23 protein-coding genes and 6 pseudogenes are annotated in these 26218 nt (G+C 69.1%); 17 read left to right on the top strand and 12 right to left on the bottom strand.

Annotated elements, in window-relative coordinates:
* Positions 1 to 75: 75 nt before the first annotated feature.
* The 5 genes and pseudogenes from OG456_RS40830 to OG456_RS40810 all read left to right on the top strand — a co-directional run bounded on the left by OG456_RS40830 (position 76) and on the right by OG456_RS40810 (position 4485).
* Positions 76 to 1254 (top strand): fibronectin type III-like domain-contianing protein, encoded by a 1179-nt coding sequence (locus tag OG456_RS40830; RefSeq protein WP_266570127.1) that lies wholly within the window; start codon positions 76 to 78, stop codon positions 1252 to 1254.
* Positions 1251 to 2213 carry a glycoside hydrolase family 3 N-terminal domain-containing protein gene (locus OG456_RS40825; RefSeq protein WP_266570126.1) on the top strand — a complete coding sequence of 321 codons (963 nt, stop codon included), beginning with the start codon at positions 1251 to 1253 and terminating at the stop codon, positions 2211 to 2213. The genes OG456_RS40830 and OG456_RS40825 overlap by 4 nt, the downstream gene beginning before the upstream one ends.
* 90 nt (positions 2214 to 2303) lie before the next feature.
* Positions 2304 to 3056 (top strand): annotated as a pseudogene (locus OG456_RS40820) (ATP-binding protein); the annotation flags it as partial.
* Between the two features lie 334 nt (positions 3057 to 3390).
* Positions 3391 to 3504: a universal stress protein gene (locus OG456_RS40815; protein ID WP_323136442.1), complete on the top strand. Its 114-nt coding sequence runs from the start codon at positions 3391 to 3393 to the stop codon at positions 3502 to 3504.
* A 99-nt stretch (positions 3505 to 3603) separates the two neighbouring features.
* Positions 3604 to 4485, top strand: a complete 882-nt coding sequence (locus OG456_RS40810; protein ID WP_266570125.1) for a universal stress protein — start codon at positions 3604 to 3606, stop codon at positions 4483 to 4485.
* A 13-nt stretch (positions 4486 to 4498) separates the two neighbouring features.
* Here the strand turns inward: OG456_RS40810 and ppk2 are convergent, their stop codons facing one another.
* Entirely contained in the window at positions 4499 to 5302 is an 804-nt protein-coding gene (ppk2, locus tag OG456_RS40805; protein WP_266570124.1) for a polyphosphate kinase 2, read from the bottom strand.
* Positions 5303 to 5350: 48 nt separating this feature from the next.
* On the opposite strand from ppk2, the gene OG456_RS40800 reads away from it, so the two are divergent.
* From OG456_RS40800 to OG456_RS40790, 3 genes and pseudogenes are all read left to right on the top strand, one after another.
* Entirely contained in the window at positions 5351 to 7735 is a 2385-nt protein-coding gene (locus OG456_RS40800; protein WP_266570123.1) for a phosphoketolase, read from the top strand.
* A gap of 79 nt (positions 7736 to 7814) precedes the next feature.
* Positions 7815 to 8561: an HAD family phosphatase gene (locus OG456_RS40795; protein ID WP_266570122.1), complete on the top strand. Its 747-nt coding sequence runs from the start codon at positions 7815 to 7817 to the stop codon at positions 8559 to 8561.
* A 2-nt stretch (positions 8562 to 8563) separates the two neighbouring features.
* Positions 8564 to 8848, top strand: a pseudogene (locus tag OG456_RS40790) (glycoside hydrolase family 65 protein); the annotation flags it as partial.
* Positions 8849 to 9091: 243 nt separating this feature from the next.
* Here the strand turns inward: OG456_RS40790 and OG456_RS40785 are convergent.
* From OG456_RS40785 to OG456_RS40775, 3 genes and pseudogenes are all read right to left on the bottom strand, one after another.
* Positions 9092 to 9367 carry a DUF1918 domain-containing protein gene (locus OG456_RS40785; RefSeq protein WP_266570755.1) on the bottom strand — a complete coding sequence of 92 codons (276 nt, stop codon included), beginning with the start codon at positions 9365 to 9367 and terminating at the stop codon, positions 9092 to 9094.
* Between the two features lie 126 nt (positions 9368 to 9493).
* Positions 9494 to 10810 (bottom strand): annotated as a pseudogene (locus OG456_RS40780) (nicotinate phosphoribosyltransferase); the annotation flags it as partial.
* A gap of 15 nt (positions 10811 to 10825) precedes the next feature.
* Positions 10826 to 11476, bottom strand: a complete 651-nt coding sequence (locus tag OG456_RS40775) for a CBS domain-containing protein (RefSeq protein ID WP_266570121.1) — start codon at positions 11474 to 11476, stop codon at positions 10826 to 10828.
* Between the two features lie 258 nt (positions 11477 to 11734).
* Between OG456_RS40775 and OG456_RS40770 the strand changes: the two genes are divergently transcribed.
* A complete protein-coding gene (locus tag OG456_RS40770) occupies positions 11735 to 12436 on the top strand; it encodes a CBS domain-containing protein (RefSeq protein ID WP_266570120.1) in 702 nt (233 codons plus the stop codon).
* A gap of 135 nt (positions 12437 to 12571) precedes the next feature.
* On the opposite strand, the gene OG456_RS40765 is transcribed toward OG456_RS40770, so the two are convergent.
* Both OG456_RS40765 and OG456_RS40760 read right to left on the bottom strand, forming a co-directional pair.
* Positions 12572 to 13225 carry a CBS domain-containing protein gene (locus tag OG456_RS40765; protein ID WP_266570119.1) on the bottom strand — a complete coding sequence of 218 codons (654 nt, stop codon included), beginning with the start codon at positions 13223 to 13225 and terminating at the stop codon, positions 12572 to 12574.
* Between the two features lie 41 nt (positions 13226 to 13266).
* On the bottom strand, positions 13267 to 13725 hold the full coding sequence (locus OG456_RS40760) for a Crp/Fnr family transcriptional regulator (RefSeq protein ID WP_266570118.1): 459 nt from the start codon (positions 13723 to 13725) through the stop codon (positions 13267 to 13269).
* Positions 13726 to 13906: 181 nt separating this feature from the next.
* On the opposite strand from OG456_RS40760, the gene OG456_RS40755 reads away from it, so the two are divergent.
* On the top strand, positions 13907 to 14164 hold the full coding sequence (locus OG456_RS40755) for a hypothetical protein (protein WP_266570117.1): 258 nt from the start codon (positions 13907 to 13909) through the stop codon (positions 14162 to 14164).
* A 164-nt stretch (positions 14165 to 14328) separates the two neighbouring features.
* Here the strand turns inward: OG456_RS40755 and OG456_RS40750 are convergent, their stop codons facing one another.
* Positions 14329 to 14457, bottom strand: a complete 129-nt coding sequence (locus tag OG456_RS40750) for a hypothetical protein (protein ID WP_266570754.1) — start codon at positions 14455 to 14457, stop codon at positions 14329 to 14331.
* A gap of 564 nt (positions 14458 to 15021) precedes the next feature.
* Here OG456_RS40750 and OG456_RS40745 point away from each other — a divergent pair.
* The 3 genes and pseudogenes from OG456_RS40745 to OG456_RS40735 all read left to right on the top strand — a co-directional run.
* Positions 15022 to 15435, top strand: a pseudogene (locus OG456_RS40745) (PEP/pyruvate-binding domain-containing protein); the annotation flags it as partial.
* 50 nt (positions 15436 to 15485) lie between these two features.
* Positions 15486 to 16305 (top strand): annotated as a pseudogene (locus tag OG456_RS40740) (zinc-binding dehydrogenase); the annotation flags it as partial.
* Positions 16306 to 16380: 75 nt separating this feature from the next.
* Positions 16381 to 17046, top strand: a complete 666-nt coding sequence (locus tag OG456_RS40735; protein WP_266570116.1) for an SDR family oxidoreductase — start codon at positions 16381 to 16383, stop codon at positions 17044 to 17046.
* Positions 17047 to 17659: 613 nt separating this feature from the next.
* Here the strand turns inward: OG456_RS40735 and OG456_RS40730 are convergent.
* Positions 17660 to 18748 carry a HAMP domain-containing sensor histidine kinase gene (locus OG456_RS40730; protein WP_266570115.1) on the bottom strand — a complete coding sequence of 363 codons (1089 nt, stop codon included), beginning with the start codon at positions 18746 to 18748 and terminating at the stop codon, positions 17660 to 17662.
* Entirely contained in the window at positions 18741 to 19436 is a 696-nt protein-coding gene (locus OG456_RS40725; protein WP_266570114.1) for a response regulator transcription factor, read from the bottom strand. Before OG456_RS40725 ends, OG456_RS40730 begins: the two co-directional genes overlap by 8 nt.
* A 157-nt stretch (positions 19437 to 19593) precedes the next feature.
* Here OG456_RS40725 and OG456_RS40720 point away from each other — a divergent pair, with 157 nt between their 5' ends.
* Together OG456_RS40720 and OG456_RS40715 are read left to right on the top strand one after the other, a co-directional pair.
* On the top strand, positions 19594 to 20178 hold the full coding sequence (locus tag OG456_RS40720) for a M15 family metallopeptidase (RefSeq protein ID WP_266570113.1): 585 nt from the start codon (positions 19594 to 19596) through the stop codon (positions 20176 to 20178).
* A gap of 23 nt (positions 20179 to 20201) precedes the next feature.
* Entirely contained in the window at positions 20202 to 21281 is a 1080-nt protein-coding gene (locus OG456_RS40715) for an endonuclease/exonuclease/phosphatase family protein (RefSeq protein ID WP_266570112.1), read from the top strand.
* A 342-nt stretch (positions 21282 to 21623) separates the two neighbouring features.
* Here the strand turns inward: OG456_RS40715 and OG456_RS40710 are convergent, their stop codons facing one another.
* Positions 21624 to 22283, bottom strand: a complete 660-nt coding sequence (locus tag OG456_RS40710) for a YceI family protein (protein ID WP_266570111.1) — start codon at positions 22281 to 22283, stop codon at positions 21624 to 21626.
* Between the two features lie 572 nt (positions 22284 to 22855).
* On the opposite strand from OG456_RS40710, the gene OG456_RS40705 reads away from it, so the two are divergent.
* Positions 22856 to 23068, top strand: coding sequence for a hypothetical protein (locus OG456_RS40705; protein WP_266570110.1), 213 nt, complete (start codon positions 22856 to 22858; stop codon positions 23066 to 23068).
* Positions 23069 to 23093: 25 nt separating this feature from the next.
* Positions 23094 to 25199, top strand: coding sequence for a SpoIIE family protein phosphatase (locus OG456_RS40700; protein ID WP_266570109.1), 2106 nt, complete (start codon positions 23094 to 23096; stop codon positions 25197 to 25199).
* Between the two features lie 506 nt (positions 25200 to 25705).
* Here OG456_RS40700 and OG456_RS40695 read toward each other — a convergent pair.
* Together OG456_RS40695 and OG456_RS40690 are read right to left on the bottom strand one after the other, a co-directional pair.
* Positions 25706 to 26021, bottom strand: a pseudogene (locus OG456_RS40695) (asparaginase); the annotation flags it as partial.
* A complete protein-coding gene (locus OG456_RS40690) occupies positions 25913 to 26200 on the bottom strand; it encodes an asparaginase (protein ID WP_266570108.1) in 288 nt (95 codons plus the stop codon). The gene OG456_RS40690 and the pseudogene OG456_RS40695, both read right to left, overlap by 109 nt.
* Between the last annotated feature and the right edge of the window lie 18 nt (positions 26201 to 26218).

The raw sequence follows: 26218 nt of genomic DNA, 5'->3' as shown, positions 1-26218 counted from the left end.
GACCCCGCTTCCGTAGTCAACTACCCCTTCGGCTACGGCGGTTCCTACACCGACTTCAGCATCCAGGCGCAGAAGGTGACCGCGAGCGCCAAGCAGGTGTCGGTCACCGCCAAGGTCACCAACACCGGGCACCGTTACAGCGGCAAGGAGACCGTGCAGGTCTACGTCTCCGCCCCGCAGACCGGCGCGGACAAGGCCTACCAGCAGCTCGCCGGCTACGCGAAGACGGACGACCTGGCGCCCGGCGCCTCGCAGACCGTGACGGTCACCTTCAACACCTCCTCGTTGGCCTCCTACAGCGAATCCCGAGCCGCATGGGTCCTCGACGCCGGTGACTACCTCGTCCGCGTCGGCAACTCGTCCCGCAACACCCACGTCGCCGCCAACCTGAACCTCGCCAAGCCCGTCGTGACCGAACAGGACCACAACGAGCTGAACGACCAGAAGCCCGCGAGCGAACTCACCAGCAAGCCAGCGGACTTCTACACCTACGTCGACGAGAAGAGGGAGATCGCCCACGCCCGGCGCATCAACCTGGACCCCCGCTCGTTCCGCACCGAGAACGACGCCTCCGACGGCGAGCAGGACGTCACCGTCGACTCGACCTCGCCCTACTACGCCCTCGACGGGGACAAGATCTCCTCCACCACCGTCTATCTCGACCGCGACGAGAAGGACTGGGAGGGAACTGGCGCCCCCTACGCACCCAAGACCGGAGAGAAGGTCACGCACGTCAAGACCAGCTCCAGCAGCACCCTTTACGATGTGGCCAAGGGCAGGACCTCGATCGAGCAGTTCGTCGCCGGACTCACGGTGAAGCAGCTCGCCGACATCGTGGAAGGCTCCAGCGTCGGAGGCGCCACCCCGTCAGCCGTCGGAGCCGCCGGATACACCACCGGAGCCCACGAGGACCTCGGTATCCCGAGCATGACACTGTCCGACGGACCCGCGGGACTGCGCCTCACCCAGCAGATCGCCACGACCCCGCCCACCTACCAGTACGGCACCGCCTGGCCCATCGGCACCCTCCTGGCCCAGACCTGGGACCGTGACCTGGTCGACAAGGTCGGCACCGCCGTCGGCAAGGAGATGAACGAATACGGGGTCTCCCTCTGGCTGGCACCCGGAATGAACATCCACCGCGACCCTCTGAACGGCCGCAATTTCGAGTACTACTCCGAAGACCCCCTGATATCCGGACTCACCGCCGCGGCCACCACCGAGGGCGTCCAGAGCAACCCGGGCGTGGGGTGACCATCAAGCACTTCGCCGCGAACAACCAGGAGACCGCCCGCAACTCCGGCAACGACGTGGTCGGCGAGCGGGCGCTGCGCGAGATCGAGCTCAAGGGCTTCGAGATCGCCGTCAAGGCCGCCCAGCCCATGTCCGTCATGAGCTCGTACAACAAGGTCAACGGCACCTACGCCTCCGGCAACTACGACCTGCTCACCGACGTGCTACGCGGCGAATGGGGCTTCAAGGGCACCGTCATGACCGACTGGGGCGGAGCGCACGGCGCCACCAACACCATGTATTCCGGCAACGACCTCATAGAGCCCGGCGGCAGGCCCTCCGACATCGTCAACGCCACCGTCAAGGCCGCACCGACCGTCGACGTCCACGGCCTGCCCGCCTACACCAAGACGGTACGGAGCACCGGCTCCACCAGCTACACCTTCCAGCTCGGCGGACTCACCCTGGCAGCCGGCGGCAGCACCACTGTCTCCTCCACCGTCGACGGCACGACGGACCTGTCGAAGACCCCGCTGTCCGGTACCATGACGATCGATGCGATCAACAACCAGACCTACACGGCTCACCCGAAGTTCACCTCGGTCGACGACGCCTACCAGGCCGTGCAGGACCTGCTCGCCTCCTCCGCCCTGACCGCGACCCAGAAGGCTGCTGTCACGGTCTCGGACGTGCAGCACAGCACGCCAGGGGACTCGACCAGCCCCGTGACCTCCTACACCGTCACCCTGACCGGCAACTACGCTGCGGCCAGCGCCTACACGATGCGGCTGGGCGACCTGCAGCGCAGCGCGATCCGGATCCTCACCACGGCGTCCAAGACCGCTTCGTTCCAGCAACTGGCCCAGTCCCAAAAGGTACGAGGCATCTCGGTGGGCTCCTACACCGACCAGTTCAAGAACCTCGACCCGACGGGCACCTCCGTCAAGGGCCGAGTCCAGCAGCCCTACCACAAGCGCTGACCATGCGGGCGGCGGCCGATCACACAGAGGCCGCCGCTCCCGCTCTTGCCGGCGGACTGTTCGTGGGCAGCTCGTCCGATACGTTCGAGGCGGCGGATCGTGCTGCCGCTGGCCCAGCCCGCGCTCGCCGAGCAGTACGGAGTGATGCCGCCGAAAGCGGTCATCCTCTTCGGGCCTCCGGGCACCGGCAAGACCAGTTTCGCCAAAGGGGTCGCCTCCCGGCTGGAGTGGCCCTTCGTGGAACTCTTCCCCTCCAGGCTCGCATCATCGAGGGAGGGAGGACTGGCGACCTCGCTCCGCGAGGCGTTCACCGATCTGGCCGAACTGGAGACGGTGATCCTCTTCATCGACGAGGTCGAGGAGATCGCCTCCGTCCGGTCCGGCACGGCCGTCGACCCCGGTCACGGAGTTACCAATGAACTCCTCAAGCTGATACCCGGCTTCCGCGACCACGATGACCGGCTTCTGATCTGCGCCACGAACTCCATCCGCTCCCTCGACCCAGCGTTCCTACGGCCGGGCCGCTTCGACTACGTCATCCCCGTCGGCCCTCCGGATCCGGTGGCCCGGACGGCGGTCTGGCAGCGCTATCTCCGCCCTGCTGCGGCCGATGTCGACCTGCAACGCCTGGTGGAAGCCAGCGAGATGTTCACACCGGCCGACATCGAGTTCGCGGCACGCAAGGGCGCGCAGACCGCCTTCGAACGCGAAGTCGCCCATGGGAAAGGCACACCGCCCAGCACAGAGGACTACCTCCAGGCTATTGCGCAGACCCGCCCCACGCTGACTGACCAAGCGCTCAAGGACTTCGCCGAGGACACCGAGCAATACGTACGCATGTGACCTCGAGCCGTCAGCGCCATACGTGATGAGGATCTCTGCGCGGTTCGCCGCTGAGGGTCGTCCTCGTCCGGGAGCCGGACCCCTGGCCGTAGGAGGCCCGTCTGCCAGGCAAGTCCCTCCATGTTGTCCGCAGCTGGGATCTGCCGCTCTACATCGCCTGCGGTCTGGCTGCCGACCTCGTGGCGAGCGCACGGCTCTTGGACGAGGAGGCTGCCGCGGTGACTGAGGTGCTGCGCCCCTGGCGGCAGAATTTCGCGACAGTGAAGGTCACCGAAGACTCCCGGTCCGGAAGGCGCCCGACGACCTGGTCGAGGCCTTTCGCAATGCCTCCCTTGTGGTTGTGGGCCGTCGTGGTCCCCGCTCTGTGCTCGGCACCCACATCGGGCCGGTCACCCACGCCGTACTGCACCATGCGACCGCCCCTGTCGCGGTGGTTCCCCATGAGTGATCACCTGGGAGAAGTGATTCTGGTGAGAACAGCGCCGGTGTGGGCTTGCGTCGTGGCGCTGACCGACTCCGAAAACGACGGTGAAGGTAGGTGAAGGCCGTGGAGCTCCCCCTGGTCGTGGGTGTCGACGGCTCCGAGTCGAGCATGCGCGCGGTGGACTGGGCGGCGGACGAGGCCGTCCTGCGTGGGGTGCCGCTGCGGCTGGTGTACGCGTCGCTGTGGGAGCGCTATGAGGGAGCGGCGCTCGCCGAGACCCTCGGCAGGTCTTCGGAACAGGTGCTGGCCGACGACATTCTTGATACCGCGGCGCGGCGTGCCCACCACCGTGACAGCGGTCTGAAGGTCGCCACCGAGGTGCTGCCCGAAGATGCGGTCAGTGCTCTCCTGCACGAGGGGCGGAATGCCTGTGCCCTGGTCCTCGGATCGCGTGGCCGCAGTGGTGTCGCCGAGCTGCTGCTCGGCTCGGTCTGCCTCGCGGTGGCCGCCCGCGCCGACTGCCCCGTGTTCGTGCTGCGCGGCAGTCACGACAACCAGGCCAGGACCGGGATGCTGCACACGATCGCTCTCGGAGTCGGCGAGGAGCAGCAGAACTCGGAGGCCGTGCGCTTCGCCTTCCAGGAGGCACAACGCCGTGGAGCCACTCTCGACGCGGTGCGGGCCTGGCGCTGCCCGGCGTACGAGTCGGTCGAGCACCCGCTGCTTGCGGGAGAACCCGCCCGTTTGCACGAGGAGCGGGCGGTGGAGATCCTGGAGTCGGCGCTGAGCGAGTTCGCGGCGGAGTACCCGTCGGTGGAAGTGCGTCGACGGACTGCCGAGGGGCCCGCCCGCAGGGTGCTGCTGGATGCCTCGATGCGGGCCGACCTGCTGGTTGTCGGTGCCTTGCGGCGCCGGGGCCACCTCGGTCTTCAGCTCGGTCAGGTCGCGCACACGGCCCTGCACCATTCGCGTTGTCCCGTCGCAGTCGTTCCGCAGTGGGGCTGAGCGCGTGGCCGGCTCAGAGACCCGCCGCGTGGTCGGGGACGTATGTCTGCAGGTCACGCGGTGGGCGTTCGTAGCCGGTCGACGGGGGCCGGGGCGGCAGCTCGAGCACCGGAGGGGGCACCTCGTGGTAGGGCACGGAGTCCAAGAGGTGGGCGATCATGTTCAGTCGCGCCCTGCGCTTGTCATCACTCTCCACCACGAACCACGGCGCGTCCGAGGTGTCGGTGTGCACCAGCATCTGGTCCTTGGCCCGGGAGTAGGCCTCCCAACGGGTGATCGACTCAAGATCCATCGGGGAAAGCTTCCATCGCCGCGTCGGATCCTCCAGCCGGCGGCTGAAGCGCTCCTGCTGAACGGCGTCGCTCACCGAGAACCAGTACTTGCGCAGCAGGACGCCGTCCTCGATGAGCATGCGCTCGAAGACGGGGCATTGGCGGAGGAAAAGTTGGTACTCCTCCTTGGTGCAGAAGCCCATCACATGCTCGACACCGGCGCGGTTGTACCAGCTCCGGTCGAACAACGCGATCTCCCCGGCAGCCGGCAGCTGCTCGACGTAACGCTGGAAGTACCACTGGCCGCGTTCGCGCTCGGTCGGCTTGGGCAGCGCCACGGTCCGGGCGACGCGAGGGTTGAGGTGTTCGGAGACCCGCTTGATGGTGCCGCCCTTGCCTGCCGCGTCCCGCCCTTCGAAGACGACCACCAGCCGGGCGCCCTCGGTGCGCACCCACTCCTGAAGCTTCACCAGCTCCGTCTGAAGACGCAGCAGCTCCTGTTCGTATGCCGCGCGCGGCACCTTCGCGGTCTTCTCGCCGGCCATGCCGCCTCCTCCGCCCGATGACTTGCCCCGATGACTTACGGAGCCACCATGCCCAAGGTCGAACACCAGGACAGCACGGTACTGACCGACGACGAACTACGCACCCTGGACGCCCACTGGCGGGCCGCGAACTACGTTGCCGTCGGCCAGATCTACCTCATGGCCAATCCGCTGCTCGCCGAGCCCCTGACACCCGCCCACATCAAGCCGCGCCTGCTCGGCCACTGGGGAACGTCGCCCGGCCTCAACCTCGTCCACACCCACCTCAACCGCGTCATCAAAGCCCGTGACCTCGAAGCGCTGTGCGTGTGGGGACCGGGCCACGGCGGTCCCGCGGTCCTCGCGAACTCCTGGCTGGAGGGCAGCTACAGCGAGACCTACGCGGACGTCACGCGTGACGCGACGGGCATGGAGCGCCTCTTCAGGCAGTTCTCGTTCCCGGGCGGCGTGCCCAGCCACGTGGCGCCCGAGACGCCCGGGTCGATCCACGAAGGCGGTGAACTCGGCTACTCACTCGCTCACGCCTATGGCGCCGCCTTCGACAATCCGAACCTGCTGGTCGCCTGCGTGATCGGCGACGGGGAGGCGGAGACCGGTCCGCTCGCCGCGTCCTGGCACTCGAACAAGTTCCTCGACCCGGTCCACGACGGCGCCGTCCTGCCGATCCTCCATCTCAACGGCTACAAGATCGCCAACCCGACCGTACTGTCCCGCATCCCCGAGCCCGAACTCGACGAGCTGTTGCGGGGATACGGGCACGAGCCGATCCATGTGACCGGCGACGACCCGCACGAGGTTCACCGCGCGATGGCCGGCGCCCTCGACCGGGCGCTGGACCGCATCGAGCTGATGCAGCGCACGGCCCGCGAGGGCGGCGTGGCCGAGCGGGTGCGCTGGCCCGTGATCGTGCTGCGTACGCCGAAGGGCTGGACGGGACCCGCCGAGGTCGACGGCGTGCCCGTCGAGGGGACTTGGCGGGCCCACCAGGTCCCCCTGGCCGGCGTACGCGAAAACCCGGATCACCTGCGGCAGTTGGAGGCCTGGCTGCGCTCCTACCACCCCGAGGAACTCTTCGACTCAGCGGGGCGGCCCAGCGCGGACGTCCTTGCGTGCGTTCCCGAGGGGGACCACCGCCTCGGTGCCACGTTGCACGCCAACGGCGGCCGTCTCGTACGCGATCTGCCGATCCCGCCCCTCGACGGCTTCGCCGTCCCCGTAGACAAGCCGGGCGCCACCCAGCACGAACCCACCCGCGTCCTGGGCAGCCTCCTCGAACGGATCATGGAGGACACCTCCGGCCGCCGTGACTTCCGCCTGGTCGGGCCCGACGAGACCGCCTCCAACCGACTGGACGCCGTCTACCAGGCCAGTGGCAAAGCCTGGCAGGCCCAGACCCTCCCGGTGGACGAGCACCTGGACCGACACGGCCGCGTCATGGAGATCCTCTCCGAACACCTCTGTCAGGGCTGGCTGGAGGGTTACCTCCTCACCGGCCGGCACGGACTGTTCTCGTGCTACGAGGCGTTCGTCCACATCGTCGACTCGATGGTGAACCAGCACATCAAGTGGCTCAGGACCTCTCGGGCACTGAAGTGGCGCGCCCCGATCGCCTCCCTCAACTACCTGCTGACCTCGCACGTCTGGCGGCAGGACCACAACGGGTTCTCGCACCAGGACCCCGGCTTCGTGGATCACGTCCTCAACAAGAGCCCCGAGGTCGTACGGGTGTACCTGCCGCCCGACGCCAACACGCTGCTGTCCGTCGCGGACCATGTCCTGCGCAGCCGTGACTACGTCAACGTCGTCGTCGCGGGCAAACAGCCCTGCTTCGACTGGCTCTCCATGGACCAGGCCCGCGCCCACTGCGCCCGCGGCGCCGGAATCTGGGACTGGGCGGGGTCCGCCGACGGGGAACGCGAACCCGATGTCGTCCTCGCCTGCGCGGGCGACGTCCCCACCCAGGAGATCCTGGCGGCGTCCGACCTGCTGCGGCGCCACCTGCCCGAACTGGCCGTCCGGGTCGTCAACGTGGTCGACATGACCCGTCTTCTGCCCCGCGAGGAACATCCCCACGGGATGAGCGACTACGAGTACGACGGGCTGTTCACGACGGACAAGCCCGTGATCTTCGCCTATCACGGCTACCCCTGGCTGATCCACCGTCTCGCCTACCGCCGCACCGGACACGGCAACCTCCATGTCCGCGGCTACAAGGAAATGGGCACGACCACGACGCCGTTCGACATGGTCGTCCGCAATGACTTGGACCGCTACCGCCTGGTGATGGACGTCATCGACCGCGTTCCCGGCCTCGGGGTCCGGGCCGCCGCCGTACGCCAGCGCATGGCCGACGCCCGCACCCGGCACCACGCATGGATCCGCGAGCACGGAACCGACCTGCCCGAGGTCGCCGACTGGGCCTGGAGCGCATAAGGCCTCTTCCCTGCGAAGGAGTTCACCGCGATGACGGACACGACGCCCGGCACAATGCCAACGCGATGGCCGGCGAACGATGAGTGCTGAACGGAGAGGAACGGCCGCCGTACCCCGTGCGTTGCGAGGTACGACAGCCGTGGTCTTCGACACCGACGGTGTCGTCACGGACTCCGCCCGGGTGCACGCCGCCACGTGGAAGACGGCCTTCGACAGCTTCCTCCACGCCCGGGACCCGCAGGGACAGGCGCCCTGCGACATGAGCGACGACTATCTGCGGTACGTCGACGGCAAATCACGCCTCGACGGAGCCGCCGCGTTCCTCCGTGCCCGGGGGTTCCACCCGTCCGATACGGAGATCCAGGCCGTCGCCGCCCACAAGGAAGTGCTCTTCACCGAGCGGCTGCGCGCCGAGGGCATCGACGCCTGTCCGGGCACGGTCCGGCTGGTGCGGACCCTGCGGTCCGCCGGGATGCCGCTGGCCGCCGCCTCGGCCTCCCGGCACGCCGGGGAACTCCTCGAGCGCGCGGGCGTGCGCGACCTCTTCGACGTCCTGGTGGACGGAACGGAGGCAGGACGACTTGCCCTGCTGGGGAAACCCGATCCCGCGCTCTTCCTGGAGGCGGCGCGCCGCTTGGGCGTCCCCGCTCGACGGGCCGCCGTCGTCGAAGACGCACTGGCCGGAGTCGAGGCCGGACGGCGCGGCGGCTTCGGCCTGGTCGTGGGGGTGGACCGCGCTCGCACCCCCGACACCCGGGGCGCGCTGCTGAAGCACGGCGCGGATCTGGTGGTCGACGACCTCGGCGAACTGCTGGGGGAGGGCTGACGATGCGGGACTGGACGCTGGAGTACGAGGGCTACGATCCCGCCCAGGAACGGCTGCGTGAGTCGCTGTGCACCCTCGGCAACGGCTATTTCGCGACCCGCGGAGCAGCACCGGAATGCGCCGCCGACGCCGTCCACTACCCGGGCACGTACGCAGCCGGCTGCTACAACCGGCTCACCTCGGACGTGGCCGGCCGCAGGGTCGAGAACGAAGACATGGTCAACCTCCCCAACTGGCTACGACTCCGCTTCCGTACGGACACCGGGACCTGGCTCTCCCCGGACACCCGCTTGCCTTCAATGCCGGGTGTGCCGACCGCGGCCGGGGAGACTGCCGTACCAGCAGCAGATCACCGGCCGAGCACCTCGGTCCGCATTCCGCTTCCAGCTTGTGCTCCGCATGCCGCAGCGTGGCAGGGCCGTATGGGCCGGACTCGGGCCCATACGGCCTTCCCGTTCACTTGCGTGAGCGGCTTTCATGACGGTCCGGCGACGCTCATGCAGGGCAATACGACGAGAATCGGCCGGTGTTCACTCGGACCGGACATGGCCGTCCCCCGCCTGAGGTGTGACGGGAGCCGACGGCACGTCGGTGACCGTGTCCCTGGAGACCGGCTCATGCGTCAGGTGGCGGACATAGGCATCCGGCCCGGGAAAGTACAGGGTCACCCGCCCATCCTCTGCCCAGCGCACGTCGTAGGGCGGGCTGCCGTCGCGGTGGTGAACGCCGACGACTTCGCCGTCCCGCGTGACAACCCCGGCCGTGGTGCCGCGTACGACGATCTCGTCGCCCGTACGGGCGTACACGGTGGTGCCGCTCGGCGTCGGGTCGGTCCTCGGCGCCGCAAGGTCGCTTTCCCGCGTGGATGCGGGCGTGGTCACTGCTGCCTCACCCCCTTGCTGCGGCGGCGCGGCGACGCTTCTTGAGGGAATCCTGGCCTCAATGTCCGAGCGGACCCTCATGGTGAGTTCCTGCAGTGCCCTGGACCGGTTTGCGGTCACCGGTTCGGGGTCGTGGATCCGCCGGGCCGACGCCGGCAGCGCGTCGATGTCCTCGGGGAACCGTTCGCGCGCGTCCTGCCAGCGGTCCGGCGGTCCCGTTCGCCGACCGCCACGCATCACCGTGCGCAGCAGTGGCCGTGCCGAGTCCGGTGGTTCCTCCCACGACAGAGCGACGACGTCCGGTTGCCCGGCGCGCCGGTAGACCTGTTTACGGCCCGGGGCCGTGACCTTCGCCGGGGACAGCTTCATCACGGGGTGGCCGTCGTACTCGACGAGCTTGTATGCGGAGTCCAGGTACGGGGCGTCCGCGGCGACGCCGACGCGGGTGCCCACCGCGAACACGTCGATCGGGGCACCAGCGTCCACGAGTCGGGCCACGCCGTACTCGTCGAGCCCGCCGCTGGCCACGATGCGCACGTCGGGTAGTCCGGCATCGTCCAGGATGGCTCGTGACCGGCGCGAGAGGGCGCCGAGGTCGCCGCTGTCCAGGCGGATCGCGCAGCCGGGGCCGCGCCGAAGGTCGTTCAGAACACGAGCCGCGACCCTTACGCCCGCCTCGGTGTCGTAGGTGTCCACGAGGAAGGTGAGGGGGCCGGGGTGGCAGCGCGCGAAGGCTCGGAACGCCTCGTCTTCACTTTCGAAGGTCTCGATGTAGGAGTGCGCCATGGTCCCTGAAGCCGGGATGCCGAGGGATGTGGCCGCGGCCACGTTGCTGGTTCCCGCAAAGCCGACCATGGCTCCAAGACGGGCCGCCTGCCTGCCCGCCCAAGGGCCGTGCGTGCGGCGCAGAGCGAAGTCCACCACCGGCCGTCCGGCGGCCGCCAGGACGCAGCGCGCCGCTTTGGATGCCACCACCGTCTGGTGGCAGAGCTGGTTGAGCAGGTAGGTCTCGACGAGCTGGGCCTGCGGGAGTGACGCGGTCACCTCGAGCAACGGCTCGCCGGCGAATATCGCGTGGCCTTCGGGTACGGCTCGTACCTCACCGTCGAAGGCGAGGCCGAGGAGAGGTTCCAGGTCCCGCACCGGGCGGTGCAACGCGGCGGCGAACTCTTCGACGTCTTCGCGTTCGACGCGGTATTCGGAGAGGAAGTCCAGTGCGGGCTCCAGGCCCGCCGCGACCAGGAAGCCCCGGCCAGGTGGAAGGTCGCGGACGAAGAGGCTGAAGGTGGCCGGGGCCCGCATGTCCTCGCGAAGGTAGGACAGGGCCATGGTCACTTCGTAGAGATCGGTGGTGGTGACGTCGGACATGGTTATCGCCGCCGGCTACTGAGCGTTTTCGCGCGCGAGGTCGAACTGCACGTCGACGACTCCTTCGACGGACCGCACCAGGCGCGCTGCGATGGGGACCATGGCGGTGTCGTGGATGCGGCCCGTCAGGGTGGCCACTCCGTCGTGCACCTCTACTTGAATGACCGACGGAGGCGGGAAGTGGGAGGCCACGATCTCGCGCCGGACCTCCTCGGCGATCTTGTCGTCCCCGCGCAGGAAGACCTTGAGCAGGTCAGCCCGGCTGACGACGCCCGCCAGCATGCCTACGTCGTCCACCACGGGCATCCGCTTGACCCCTTCTCGTGCCATGGTGCGCGCGGCCTCGGCGAGCGTGGCGTCGGCACCGATCGTGACGGCGGGGGAGGACATGAGGTCCCCTGCGCTGAGAGCGTCGGCCTTCGCCACGTCGACCGGCTGACGCATCTGGAGGTAGGCAGCGTCGGGGTTGTCCCTGAGTTCCTCCTTGGGCAGCAGGTCGGCCTCGGAGACCACGCCGACCACTCGTCCCTCGCCCTCGATCACAGGGAGGGCGCTGATCTGCCAGTCCTGCATCAGCTGCACGATCTCCTTGAAGGCGGCCCGTCGGCCGACGGCGGCAACCGTGTGGGTCATGACATCGCTGACGATGTGCGGGGTGCCGTACATGATGACTCCGTAAGGTCTGCGTCGGTCCTGCCGATTCCAGCCTGTGCCGGTGAGAGAGGGCTGACCAGGGGCCACCTGGCCCCTCGGTCGGGCCGTACGGTTTCAGGCGGCCGACGTGGGCGGTGTCAGTGGGAGCCGGTCGCGCTTGAGGCAGGGCCGGCGGTCGAGTGTGTCGGGCCCACTCGGCCCATGCCCAGGACGGGTCCGAGGCCGCAGCCTGAAGGTGTCCGAGACGGCACCCGAGCCCTGGAGGATGCCATGAACGGCACTCCGACCCTTGTGAACGACGTGATGACGCACCGGGTCGTCGCACTGCAGTCAGGCGCGGCCTTCAAGGACATAGTCAAGGCCATACGCGAGTGGCGGGTGAGCGCGCTCCCGGTGCTGGATGACGCCGCACATGTCGTCGGCGTTGTCTCCGAGGCCGATCTGCTGCCCAAGGAGGAATACAGCGGAGGAGATGTCGGCCGCTACGGGCAGGTGCAGGATCTCGCGGATGTCCGCAAGGCGGACGCTTTGACTGCGGGGGAGCTGATGACCGCCCCTGCCGTCACCGTGGCGCCCGACGCCACCCTTGCCCACGCCGCACGCGTCATGGCACGCAACCAGGTCAAGCGGCTGCCGGTCGTCGGCGGCGATGGGACCCTGGAGGGCATCGTCAGCCGCTCCGACCTGCTCAAGGTCTTCCTGCGGGACGACGATGCCATCGTCGAGGAGGTGCGGCGCGATGTCGTCGTTCGGCTCTTCGGCACCCATACGGCAGCGATCGGGGTCGAGGTCCACGACGGTGTCGTCACGCTTGCCGGCCGGGTCCACGAAACCGCTCTCATCCCACTTGCCACTCGCCTCGCACGGGCCGTGCCGGGTGTGGTGTCCGTGCAATGCGCGCTGGTCGGCATGCCCCGCCACCCGGACCTCGACCCCGACCTCCCGGGCACCGGCCGGGCCGTCACGCCCTGACTCAGGGTCGTCGGTACAAAAGGGAGGCAACGATGCCACGGCTGTCGCCCATGGTCGAGGGCTGCCGGTGGTCCGGACCGCCAGCGTGCATCGACCGTCGATTTCGGGCGGGCGGCAGACGTTCGCCGCGCCGCTTCATGCCTCGTCGGATGCGGTGAGTTGGCAGTCCACGCCCACGATGCCCTCGACGCCTCGCACCAGGCGCGCGGCGAGCGGAATGCGCGTGGCGTCCTGGACCCGTCCGGTCAGGGTCGCGACGCCGTCGACCACGGCGATGTGCACGGGCTCGACCGGGGCCGGGAACAGGACGTCGAGGACGTCCCGCCGTATCTCGTCGGCGAGGTCGTTGTCCGGGCGCAGGAACACCTTCAGTAGATCGCCACGGCTGACAACGCCTTCGAGTACCCCCTCGGAATTCACCACGGGCAGCCGCTTGACGTGCCGGAGCGCCATGATGCGGGCCGCCTCTGCGAGCGTGGCGTCCGCGTGGACGGTGACGGCCGGCGTACTCATCAGCTCCTCGGCGTACACCGCCCCGGCCTTCGCCATGTCGGCCAGGCGATGCAACTGGGTGTACCGGTCCGGATCGCTGTCCCGGAACTCCTCCTTGGGCAGCAGATCGGCCTCGGACACCACCCCGATCACCCGGCCATCGCCCTCCAGCACGGGTACGGCGCTGACCTTCCACTGCTCCATGCGTTCGACGAGGTCCTTGAACCGGGTCTTGCGGCCCACGGCGACGACGGCGGGCGTCATCACGTCACTCACACGGTGAGGGCTGGTGTCCATGTTCTCCTCCTCGGAACGCCGGCGACGTCGGGACACTGCGGTCATGCCAGACCACCGCTGCCGTGAGGGGCGTAGAGGTCGAGCAGCCGGATTCGGGAGGCGTGCAGCCGGTCGGCGACCACGAGCCCGACCCAGACAGCGATCACCCGGCCGAACTCGGGGTCCTCGGCGCACGCCGCCCGCACGGCCTCGGCATCGAACTCCCAGGCCCGCACCGGGCTCATCGCCTCGGCGCCCAGGTGCCAGATGTACGGCGGGAAGTGCCAGGACCAGCCGACCAGTTCGCCGTGCCCGAGCGTTTCGACGACGGCGGGCCGCAGGTCCGGCACGTGCACGTCCAGAGCTACGGTGCCGGTTCGCACGATCCAGAAGTGGTCGGCTCGCCTGCCCTCCTCGAACAAGCGGGCCCCGGCCTCGAAGGAGACCTCACGGGCGAATTGCATCAGTCGTTCGCGGTGTCCGGCGGGGAGGGCCGCGTTCATGGTGGTGGCGGTTGTCATCACGCTGGCTCCCTTCATTGCACTGCTCCCAGGGTGGGCGCGCCGAGCCCCCGGCACCACGGGCCGCACGGTCCCGACCGGGGTCCTTTCGGCCCGGGTGCACATCCACGGCCCACCGAGGAGGCGTTGGAGTCGTCGGGTCGGTGGGCGCACACAGGAGGGTGGGGGACAGACAGGTCGTATGAGTGCCGCGTATGCCGTCGAGCCGAGCGGGCTGGCCGAGTGGTGCGGGGCTGTGGTCGGCGTGGGGTGGCCGCAGCGGGCAGGTGACCGAGTGGAACTGCTCGTGCCGCCGAACAAGGTGGCCGGCGGGCCGAGCGGGCTGTTGGAGTCGGCAGCGGCCGACGCCGCCGTGGACGAGGCCGGGCTGGACAAGGCATTTCCGGATCTGTGCCAGGACGGTACCGCTGGGGAGGGGCCGTCACCTTCTCGGCCCTGAACGACCGAGCGATCGCTCCGCATCGTTCACACCTTGTCGAGCTCCCGACCGCCCCTACGACGGGACGGTCACGGGTCGCATCTCCCTACCCATGCGTAGTTACGTGGGGGTGGGGACGGGCATGGTGACAAATGCCCACACCGAGCGTGCGCGGTCGCGCACGCTCACCCCGGCGACGACGTCGGCGGGGTGAGCGAGACCGCACCGACGACAACAAAGGTGGTCCCGAGTCGTTTGGCCTTCTCGGTGTGGTGGCGGCGCGGGCAGCGCTGCGAGGTATGGCACGCGTCCACTTCCAGGGAGGCCACCCCGGCCTGTCTCGCTTTGTAGGCGAGGTGCCGGCCGAGCTGCCGAGCTGGTGGAAGGGCCAGGAGGAGAGCGTGCCGCGCTGGTCGCGTCGAAGCCGTACCCGGTCCCGGATCCCGTCGAGTCCCTCGACGGCGATACCTCGACCGGTGCGTTGCGCGACCGACACGATCTCCTTGCTGATGCGGTGGTTCAGGTGGGAAGCGGCGGGCTGGAGGAGAACCGCAGGGGGTGTCATCAGCTCCGCAGCGCAGGAAGCGCGGCCGCCACGCTCCGGGGGTATGGGCCGATCGGTCCCTCCCTGGTACGGCCCACTCGGCCCCTTCCTCCTGCCCCCTCGGCACTGCAACCAGGGCACCGCGTGGCGTGATCGTGGAATCCGGACACTGCTCGGGATTCCGCCCGTCAAGAGGTGAGGACGATGCACCGCATTCGGATCCAGGCCCGGCCGAAGCAGCCTCACCGGCCCGCCCCGCTGGACCTGCGCACCCCGTCCGGCCGCCCACTGCCTTACTGAGCACGTCATCACCTCACGTACGACGGAGGACGTCATGGCCACCACTCGACGCGTCATCCCGTTCGCGGAACTCGGCCGTCAGGACGTCGGCCGTGTGGGCGGCAAGAACGCCTCCCTGGGAGAGATGACAGCCCACCTGGCCGCCGGAGGTGTGCGGGTGCCGCCCGGGTTCGCCACGACGGCATACGCGTACGGAGAGCTGCTGGGCGGCCACGGGCTGCGCGGGCGCATCGACGAGCAACTCGGACGGCTCCACGAAGCGGCGGCGCTGGAAGAGGTGGCGGTGGCGATCCGAGCGATGATCCTCGCCGAGCCGCTGCCGGCGGAGTTGTGCACCGAAATCGTCTCGGCCTACGAGCAACTCGCCCGTGAGCAGGGGCGGGACGAACCCGAGGTTGCCGTGCGCAGCAGCGCCACGGCCGAGGATCTACCGGAAGCGAGCTTCGCCGGGCAGCAGGAGACCTACCTGAACGTGCGCGGGCCCGCCCGGCTGCTGGAGGCTTCGTCGAGGAGGTCGGCAGTGAGGTCACCTCGGTCAAGCCCGGCCAGTTCGTCGTCGGCTCCTTCGCCACCTCGGACAACACCTGCGCCAACTGCCGGAACGGCTTCCAGTCCAACTGCCTGCACCGCGAGTTCATGTCCACCTGCCAGGCCGACTACGTCCGCATCCCCAACGCTCACGGCACCCTGGTCGCCACCGACGAGCACCCGGCCGATGAGTTCCTGCCCGGCCTGCTCGCTGTCTCCGACGTGATGGGAACCGGCTGGTATGCCGCGGAGGCCGCCGAGGTGACGCCCGGCTCCACCGCCGTGGTCGTCGGCGACGGGGCGGTCGGCCTGTGTGGCGTGATCGCCGCCAAGGAACTGGGCGCTGAGCGGATCATCGCCATGAGCCCCGCCAGAACCTGGCGCGCGAATTCGGCGCCACCGACATCGTCGCCGAGCGCGGCGACGAAGGCATCGCCCGCGTCAAGGACCTCACCGGGGGGATCGGCGCCGACTCGGTCCTGGAGTGCGTCGGCACCGCCGAAGCCATGCGGCAGGCCCTGCAATCGGCGGTGCCGGCGGCAACGTCGGCTTCGTCGGCGTCCCCCACGAGGTGGCCATCGACGGGCAGGAGCTGTTCTTCTCCCACGTCGGCCTGCGCGGCGGCCCCGCCCCCGTGCGCCGCTACCTGCCCGACCTCATCGACCGCGTCCTGACCGGCCGGATCAACCCGGGCAAGGTCTTCGACCTCACCCTGCCTCTGGACCAGGTCGCCGAGGGCTACCAGGCGATGGACGAGCGCCGCGCCATCAAGGCCCTCCTCACGCCCTGACCCGCACCTCCCGACATACGGGGCCGGGCCCCTACGGCCCGGCCCCGTGACCTCCCTCGCGAAGGACTACTCACCGTGACCACGTTCGCTCTTGTCGGCGCAGGCTCCGGCCTGGGGCTGGCCACCGCCCGCCGTTTCGGAACCGCAAGCCACAGCGTCGCGCTCATCTCCCGCAACGTCGAGCACCTGGACGCTCTGACGGCCGAACTGAGCCGTGACGGCGTTCCCGCCCGCGGTTTCACCGCAGACGTCCTCGACCCCGGCTCCCTCACCACGGCCCTTGAGGCCGCCTCCGAGACTCTCGGACCGATCGAGATCCTGCAGTACAGCCCGGTGCCCCGCGCCGACTTCATGAAGCCGGTCCTCGACACCGGCGCCGACGACCTCGACGCCCCACTGGGCTTCTCCGTCAACGGCCCGGTCACCTGCGTCAATGCGGTCCTGCCCGGCATGCGGGCGCTCGGCCGCGGCACCCTGCTCTTCGTCAACGGCGGCAGCGCCGTGCGCCCGCACCCGGAGCGGGCCGGCACCTCGATCGCGTTCGCCGCCGAGAGCGCCTACGCACACATGCTCCACGACGCGCTCGCCCCGGAGGGCATCCACGCCGCCCAGCTGATCATCCCCGGTGCGATCCGTCCCGACGCCGAGCACTCCAGCCCCGACGCGCTGGCCGAGCGCCTGTACGCCATGCACACCGAGCGCAGTGGTTTCCGGCACTTCGCCGAGCCGCTGCCTGACTGACGGCCTGGACGCCGCCGCGACGCGCCGGCGACGTCCACGCACTGAACCCCGGATCCCCAAGTCCGCATCGGGCAGCTCTAGTCGGGGACCTGCGGATTAAATCCGACGCACTTTCGGTATACGAGCATCTTCAAGCGGAGAGACGGACGCTCCAAAAGCCGCGTGACGACCACCGGCCCGACCTCTCGCGCCCTCTGTCACATCCGTCATGACGAACTCCCCGGCCAGTCTTGGCTGGATGACCGGCAGCCTCCACTTCCGAAAGCGATGTCAGGAGAGCGATGGAACGGCACCACGTCACGCCGGCTACCCACACAACGGCCGCCGATTCAGAGCGGTGTCCGCTACCGCGATCGCGCTGGGCCTGAGCGCGATGCTCGCAATCACTCCGGCCAAGTCCCATGCCCGACCCTCACTGGACGACCCCGCCACACCGGTCGGGGTCGAGCCCCTTGGCAGCACGGCCCGCGCGGCACAGCACTGGTGTTCAGCGACGAGTTCACCCGGACCTCCCGCGACACGTCGAAGTGGACAGCCCGCGACCAGGAACGCACGGAGTCCTCCCGTGCCGACGGAATCCGCTGTTGGGGCGGCGCAACAACTCCCAGATCCGCTACCTGCCGGTGCGCGGGGCCGGGGCCGGCGCGGGTAGTTCCACAGTGACGCGCATCCCGCCGCCTGAACGTGGGGTGAGGGTGAGTGTTCCGTCGTGTGCCTGGGTGATGGTTTTGACGATTGCCAGGCCGAGGCCGACGCCCGCGTGGTCGGTGCGCATGCGCTCGGTGCCGCGCTGGAACGGTTCGGTGAGCGTCGAGGCCAGCTGTGGGGTGAGCGTCGCGCCGGTGTTTTCGACAGTGAGCACCACAGTCCTGGGACGGACGCTGGTGTTGACCCACACGGTGCCCTGTTCAGGCAGGTTGTGGACGATCGCGTTGTGCACGAGGTTCGTGGTCAGCTGCAGCAGGAGTGCCGGCGATCCGATCGTGGGGGTGATGTCGCCGCGGGTCTCGATGGTGACGCCGTGCTTTTCCGCGAGGGGGAGAAGGGTTTCGGTGGCTTCTTCCGCCATGAGGGACAGGTCGACTGGTTCGCGGCTGAAGGACCTCTGGTCGGCGCGGCTGAGCAGGAGCAATGCTTCAGTGAGATCGATGGCTCGGGTGTTGACGACGTGGAGGCGGTCGATGAGTTCGGCGGTGTCGTGGTTCGGATCGGTGCGGGCCACGTCGAGAAGGGCCTTCGAGATCGCCAGCGGGGTGCGCAGCTCGTGAGAGGCGTTGGCGGCGAATCTCCGCTGTTCTGCGACGTGTGCTTCGAGCTGGGCGAGCATCGTGTCGAAGGCGTCGGCGAGTTCGCGGAACTCGTCATTGCGGCCCGGTAGCCGGATCCGGTGGGAGAGTGATCCGTTCGTGGCCAGGCGGGTGGCGTCGGTGATCCGGGTCAGAGGGGCGAGCATTCGGCCGGCGAGGATCCACCCTCCCAGGAGACCGAACACCAGCAGGAACGCCAGAACTGCGGCTGCCGTTGGGGCGAAGGTGCGCAGAACGGCGTAGCGGTAGTCGGGCACGATGATGAGCCCGGGGTGGACCACACGATTCAGGTAGACCCACACCGCAAGGAGCAGAAGGGAGCCGGCAACCATGAGGAATCCGGCGTAGCTCAGGGTGAGTTTGAGGCGAACGCTCAGCCCAGGGGCTCTATCCACGGTCTCCTCCCTCGTGTCCGGCCTCTGGTGGTGTGCCGATGCGGTAGCCGACGCCTGGCACGGTGGCGATGATCCAGGGCTCGCCGAGACGCTTGCGCAGAGCCGAGACGGTGATGCGCACTGCGTTGGTGAACGGGTCGGCGTTCGCGTCCCATGCCCGCTCCAGGAGTTCTTCGGCGCTGACGACACCGCCTTCGGCAGCGACGAGGACTTCGAGCACGGCGAACTGCTTCCTGGTCAGCGCGACGTAGCGGCCGTCCCGGTAGACCTCTCTGCGGAACGGGTCCAGCCGCAGACCTGCGATCTCTCGTACGGGAGGTCTGTTGTGGGCACGTCTGCGGTTGAGCGCTCTGAGCCGGAGCGCGAGTTCTCGGAGTTCGAAAGGCTTCGTGAGGTAGTCGTCGGCGCCGAGTTCGAACCCGGAGGCCTTGTCGTCGAGACGGTCGGCCGCCGTGAGCATGAGGATCGGCATGCCGCTGCCGGAGTCGACGATGCTTTGGGCGATCTCGTCACCGGAAGGTCCGGGGATGTCGCGGTCGAGGACGGCGATGTCGTAGTCGTTGATGTTCAGCAGTTCCAGAGCGGTGTCGCCGTCGCCTGCGATGTCGGCCGCGATCGCTTCCAGGCGTAGGCCATCGCGGATGGCTTCTGCCATGAAGGGTTCGTCCTCGACGATCAACACACGCATGTTATTGATGCTACGAGCCGGCACATATCATCGGCGTATCGAAAACCGCATACGTGCCCACAACACGACGCTGCCTTGACTGGCAGCATGACTCGCCCCCCCACCACCAGCAGGAACAACGACCCGCCGGATTCGCCGGTTCCTTGTCGTCGGCCCGGTGGTCGTCATAGCAGCGATCACCGCAGCCCTCCGCTACCAGCCGTGGAATTCCTCGTCGGCCGCACCACCGTCGTCCTCCTCGGCCGCACCGCCCTCGAAGGCTCCGCGTCGTGAGAAACACGGTGCGCTCGGCAAGGCCGGCGGGGTTGTCCCTGACGGCGTGACGGTCTTCGACGACGCGATTCCGGCTGTGGCCGACCTCGATCCAGATCTCCTCAAGGCCCTCCGCCGGGCTGCGACGGATGTCGCGGACGACGGGGTCGAGTTCTACGTCAACAGCGGCCGGCGTGCCCCGGAATACCAAAATCAGCTTCTTCGTGAGGCGGTCTCCAAGTACGGGTCCGAGGTCGAGGCCGCCCGATGGATCGCCACCGCGGCGACGTCTCCTCACGTGTCGGGGGACGCGGTCGACCTCGGGCACTCCGATGCGACGACGTGGCTCTCCGAGCATGGTGCCGAGTTCGGGCTGTGCCCGATCCACAAGAATGAACCCTGGCACTACGAACTACGCCCCGAAGCAATCGATCACGGTTGCCCGCGTATGTATGCCGACCCCACCCAGGACCCGAGGATGCAGCAGTGACCGGCAGTGAGCGAGGACAGACGATGGCGCAGGTGGACACGGCGGAGACCGGACAGGGCAGTGCCGGCCGCCGGGACACCGGCTCCGGTACGTGGCGCGCGCGCATCCGCGGCGCGATCCGCATCGGCGCCCGCCCGGGGCCGTGGAAGCGCGGCCCGGTCCTCGCGGCGCTGGCGCTGCTGCTGGGCCTGTTCATGCTGCTGCACGCGAAGATCCCGAACCGGATCGGGAACCTCGGCAGCCTGGTGGAGACCTCTCTTCCGTGGTTCGGGTTGTTCATCCCGGTGCTGCTGGCCGGGGCGCTGTGGCGCCGCTCCACCTCCGCGGTGGTCGCGCTGCTGCTGCCGGTCATGGTGTGGCTGAACCTCTTCGGCGGCCTGCTCAGCGACAAGTCCCACCCGGGCAGCGACCTCATGGTGGTCAGCCACAACGTCGGCGCAGACAACCCCGACCCGGCCGGCACCGCCCGCGACCTGGCCGCCTCCGGTGCGGACGTGCTGGCGCTGGAGGAGCTGACCCCGCAGGCTCGCGGCACGTACGAGAAGGAGCTGGCGAAGGCGTACCCGCACCACACGGTGCAGGGCACGGTCGGGCTGTGGAGCAAGCTGCCGCTGTCGGACACCCGGCCGGTTGACATCAAGACGGACGTCGGGCCGCTGGCGGCCACCAAGCCGGCCGACGTCAAGCTGGCCTACAACCGGGCACTGCGGACCACGGTGGCCACGGACCAGGGTCCGCTGGCGGTGTATGTGGCCCACCTGGGGTCGGTGCGGGTGAATCCCAGGGCGGGCTTCTGGACGGACTCGCGCGACAGAAACGCGAAGGCGCTCGGCGAGGCCATCGCCGCCGAGCCGAACGAGCGGGTGGTGCTGCTCGGCGACCTGAACGGCACTACGGACGACCGCGCGTTCGCCGGCGTCACCTCGCAGATGCGCTCGGCGCAGGACGCGGCCGGGGACGGCTTCGGCTTCAGCTGGCCGGCGACGTTCCCGGTGACGCGGATCGACCAGATCCTGGTCCGCGGCGTGGAGCCGAACAGCTCCTGGGTGCTGCCGGCCACCGGCAGCGACCACCGGCCGGTGGCGGCCGGAATCAGCTGGTGAACACGCGTCAAGCCTCCGGATGCGTCCCGCGCCCCCTGGTCCCGCGCAAGGGTCACTGGCCGTCTCTTCCGTACGGGCCAAGCTCACGGGTAAGCCAGCCGTCGAGAAGCCCGGTCTGGAAGTCGGCATACTGGCCAATGCCCACGCGAAGTTCCCCAGCGTGCACGCCGACCCACCTCCCCCATGCGCGGGCGGCGGCGTTCCTCCCAGGGCGCCGATGACTGCGGGGCCGTTCAGGAAGGCGCGACCGCCTGGCAGTCGGTCGAGCCCACGGTCCTCAGGGCTGTCGCCCTCCCACCTTCGTGGCGGGGGAGCGGGGGCCTGGTGTGCAGCGTGGTGCAGCTATGCGATGGGGGTGGAGCGGATCGCGGAGATGTCGAACTGCAGCCGGACCTTCTCACTCACCATGGTGCCGCCGGCTTCGAGGCGTTGGTTGTAGACGAGGCCCCATTGGGTGCGGTCGATGGTGGTGGTGGCGTCGAAGCCGGCTCGTTCGTAGCCGAAGGGGTCGACTACGGAGCCGAGGTAGTCGAGTTGGAGTTCGACGGGGCGGGTGACCTGGCGGATGGTCAGGTCACCCGTCATGCGGAAGGTCTCTCCGCCCTCGTGGGTGGCGGAGGTGCTGCGGAAGGTCATTTCCGGGTAGCGGCGGGCGTCGAAGAAGTCGGCGCCGATGAGGTGGGCGTCGCGCTGTTCGACGCCGGTGTCTACGCTGGCCACCCGGATGGTGATTTCGGCCCGGGATTGGGAGGGGCGGGCTCCGTCGAAGTACAGGGTGCTGTCGTAGTCGGCGAAGGCGCCGCGCACGGTGGTGACCATGGCATGGCGTACGGAGAAGCCGATGCGGCTGTGCGGGCGGTCGATGGTCCATTGCCCGGTCAGTGCGCGAAGGGCGGGGTCGAGCGCGGCGCCGGTGGTCTCGGCGCCCGGGAAGGGCGTACGGGGGCCGGCAGCAGGCGTCGGCTCGATGGTCGCGCCCTGGCGACGGCTGAAGATACCCATGCGGTCGTAGCCTCCTCGAATGTGATTACTACGTGTTATCACGGGGCCGGGATGGACCGGACAGCGAGATGGGTGGCCTCGTCCGAATTCTCTGTCGCGGCCTGCAAAGATGCACAGGATCGACCCAGGATCGTCATGAGTGTGGATGCACTGTCGGGCGATATGTGTTCACACAAAGTCACTGTGCGGTTCGGTCAGGTGGCGGAGTCGGCGTTCGTGACGCACTCGGTGGTCGCCGTTCGCGGCCCGATCTCGTGAACAGGGACGCCCTCCAGCACGGTTTGGTGCAGGTCTTGGTGCAGGTTTCGGTTGCGCTGTGAGGCGCAGTTGGTCCGAGTGCAGGTGGAAGGCTTGCGCCAACCCGCTGTCGTGGCCGGCGTAGGGAGACGGCGTGGCGGGTGGGGGTCCCTGCGAATACCTCTCACGACATGGTCTGCCTGGACCGGGCCCGGATCGGTGTCCTGCCGGATGCCCACGCTCGACCGTGTCGACAGTGGCCGGTCGCGGGTGGCGGGGCGAGGCCGGTGGGGTGAGGATGGCGCGGACGGGAGTCCCAGGAAGGCGGTGCGCGCATGGCGGAGGAAGTCGCAGGCGCGCCGGCCGGACCGCGGGACACTTTCGTCAGCGTCAACAACGACACGAGCTGCTCCCTCCACCCCGGCCGCCGAACCACCGGAGCGGCAGCAGGCGCCTTCCTGCCCATCCTCGGCATGTACCAATCGCCCCCCGAAGCCCGCGCCGGGCACGTACACGTGCCGCCCCTCAAGACCGCTCGACCGGCCTGAAACAACCGGACAGGAGGGACCGCACGTGGTGGACGCCGACCCCTACCTCGGCACGAGAGCATCGGACTCGGCCGTGCTGGAGGCCTTGTTCACGCAGGCGCCGCTCGGCCTCTTCCTTCTCGACGAACAGCTGCGCGTGCGTCGCTACAACACATCGGCCCGTGGGCTGCGCGGCATCACCGCCGAGCGGGTACTCGGGCGGACGTTCGGAGAGGTGAGTACGGGCCTCGACACCACGGAGCTCGGTGAGCTCGCTCGGGAGACCCTCCGCACTGGTGAGTCCGTGCTACGGCACACCGTGAGGGGCACGCCGGCCACTCGACCGGACGAGGACCTGACGGTCTCGGTGTCCATATTCCAGGTGGACGACGCGGCCGACGGGCAGCCCGGTGTGCTCATGGCGGTCGAGGACGTGACCGAACGTGAGGCGGCCCGGGCGCGGCTCGATCTCCTCTACGACACTCGCCGGACCGTCGGCACGACGCTGGATGCGGAGACGACGGCCCGCGAACTGGCAGGCGTGCTGGTGCCGGCCCTCGCCGACGCGGTGACGGTGCACATCCTGGATGCGGTACTGCGCGGTGAGCCTCGCCGTCGAGGACCGGTCGATGCCGGAGAGACGTTGCGTCGGGCGGCCTTCTTGAACGGGCCCGACACACATGCCGACGAACGGGGCACGATCCTTGAGACGCTGCCCCTCGCCACCCCCTTCACGCGGAGCCTCGAGGACGCCACGCCCCGCCTGGTCTCGCGGCTGGACGCGGAGGGAGTCTGGCCCCCCGAGCTGTCCGAGCACGCCCACGCACTCGCCACCGCGGGCGTCCACTCGCTGATGGCCGTGCCCCTCGTCGTACACAATGCGGTGCTCGGTGTCGTCACGCTCTACCGCTCGGAGCGGCCCCAGCCGTACACACAGCAGGATCTCGATCTGGTGGTGCAGGTCGCCTCCCGGGCTGCCCTCGGCGTCGACCACGCGTCCAGTTACGCACGGGAGCGGAACACGGCAACGGCCCTCCAGCGGCATTTGCTGCCGAGCCGTACGCCGGAACTGACAACCGTCGAGACGGCACATCTGTACCTGCCCGTGAGGGCGGGCGGGGACTGGTTCGACGTGATCGAACTGTCCGGAGCCCGGGTCGGACTCGTCGTCGGCGACGTCGTCGGACACGGGATCGAGGTCGCGGCCATGATGGGGCGCCTCCGTACAGCCCTGCGCACGCTCGCCGAACTCGACCTGGAGCCGGACGAGTTGCTGACCCATCTCGACGAGATCGCTGCGCGGCTCGCCAGTGAGAACGTCGACACCGACGAGTCGGGTCACGATGGCGACATCCCTACCGGCCGACGGGTCGCCACCTGCGCGTACGCCGTTTACGACCCGGTCAAGCGCCACCTGACCCTAGCCTCCGCCGGACACCCCGCCCCGCTGCTCGTCTCGCCGGAAGGAGAGGTCGCCACCGTGGAGGTCGACGTGGGCCCCGCGCTCGGCACGGCCCACGGCACGTACGAGACAGCCACGCACAGCCTTGACGACGGCGCCGTCATCTGCCTGTACACCGACGGACTGCTCGCGGGCAGTGACGAGGCGGCCGACACGCTCCGACGCGTTCTCACCCACCAGGACCGCGCACTGTCCGAGACGGCCGATGCCATCGCCTGTGCCCTGGCCGACGATCAGGCCGACGACGACGCCGTCCTGCTCCTGGCACGCGCCCGCGGCCTCTCGGATGACCAGGCGGCTCACTGGGACCTGCCGTCCGACCCCTCGGTGGTCGCCGCGGCGAGGTCTCTCGCCGGACGACAGCTGGTTGCCTGGGGGCTGGAGGACATGGCGTTCCAAACGGAACTGATCATCAGTGAGCTGGTGACGAACGCCATCCGATACGGCGAGGGCCCGGTGAGTCTCCGGCTCATCCGCGACCGGCATCTCACGTGCGAGGTCACCGACGGAAGCAACACCTCGCCACACATGCGCCGCGCCCACGACACCGACGAGGGCGGCCGAGGGCTGTATCTCGTGATGAGCATGAGCCACCGCTGGGGCACGCGCTACGCCGCGCGAGGCAAGACGGTCTGGTCGCAGCAGACCCTTCCCGGCCGGACCGAGGAAGGGGCTCCATCGCCACGGTGAAGCAGCCGACTGCCGTGCAGCGCCGCACGGCCCACGGCCTCAGGGCGCTCGGGTCATGGCCTTTCCTTGAGCCGGACCTTTCACCGGACAGCCCCGGCTTCATGAAAGCGCGACCGTGCCGGGGATGCGCGGCGGTATCTCCCTGACAGCAGCCCGAGGTGTGGAGGCGGAAGACTTCCTGGTCCGTCTCGGCGCGGACCGTGAACAGCTTTGATGAGTTTGGTGAGCTCGATGGCCGGCTGACGGTAAGTGTGGCGGTGGCTGCGCGGCCTGGAGCATGCCCGCCGAGCTCCGGGCCGCTGTCACCGCGGCAGCGGACTCGCGTTGAGGCTGTCGGCCGTCGGTGAGCCCACAGCATCCGGCGGCAGTGCGGGCCGCACGGCTCCCTCCGCGACTAGCCTGTGGCCCCGAGCAGTGCCGACGCCCTTACGGCTTCGACGGGTTTGGCCGTGGCCGAGGACCGGGGCCTCTGTGAGTGCCGACAGTCGCGGGTCGCTGTCGACGTCGACACCGAGGTGGCGCAGGGCCGCTGTCATGACGACGGGCCGGGGCCGCTGTCCGCCGTCGGCGATCTTGAGGGCGACGGCGCTGCCGTCGGGGGAGGGCAAGGGCATAGACGCCCTCGGCTCCGTCCTTGGCGACGGCGCCGGGCAGCGCCTGCATGAGCGCGGTGACATCGCGGCCGGTGCCGCCTACGTACTCGGGGTGGGTGTTCATTCGGCGTGCTTGCCCGAACAATTCATGGTGACGCGGGTCGGGCCGAGCCCGGAGGCCAGGTGCGCGGGCTGCGAAGCGGCGCCGATGGGCAGCACGGCGGTGCATTGCAGGGCGTCCTCGGCCTGACCCAGCACACGGACCCGTCCGGGGGCCACGGGCCGAAAGACGCAGGAACTGCTCAGCTTCCTGGACAAGGCGTTCGCCTTCAGCCCGCTGCTGCTCCTGCCGCCGCTCGTGGTCCTGGCCGGCGCGGTGCTGCGCAAGCCGCCGCTGCCGACGATCATCCCTCTGCTACCTGGGGG

The sequence above is a fragment of the Streptomyces sp. NBC_01446 genome (assembly GCF_026340095.1).
Classification (GTDB): Bacteria; Actinomycetota; Actinomycetes; order Streptomycetales; family Streptomycetaceae; genus Streptomyces; species Streptomyces aureus.
The sequence above is the reverse complement of the archived record's forward strand: the minus strand, read 5'-3'. Positions and strand labels throughout refer to the sequence as shown.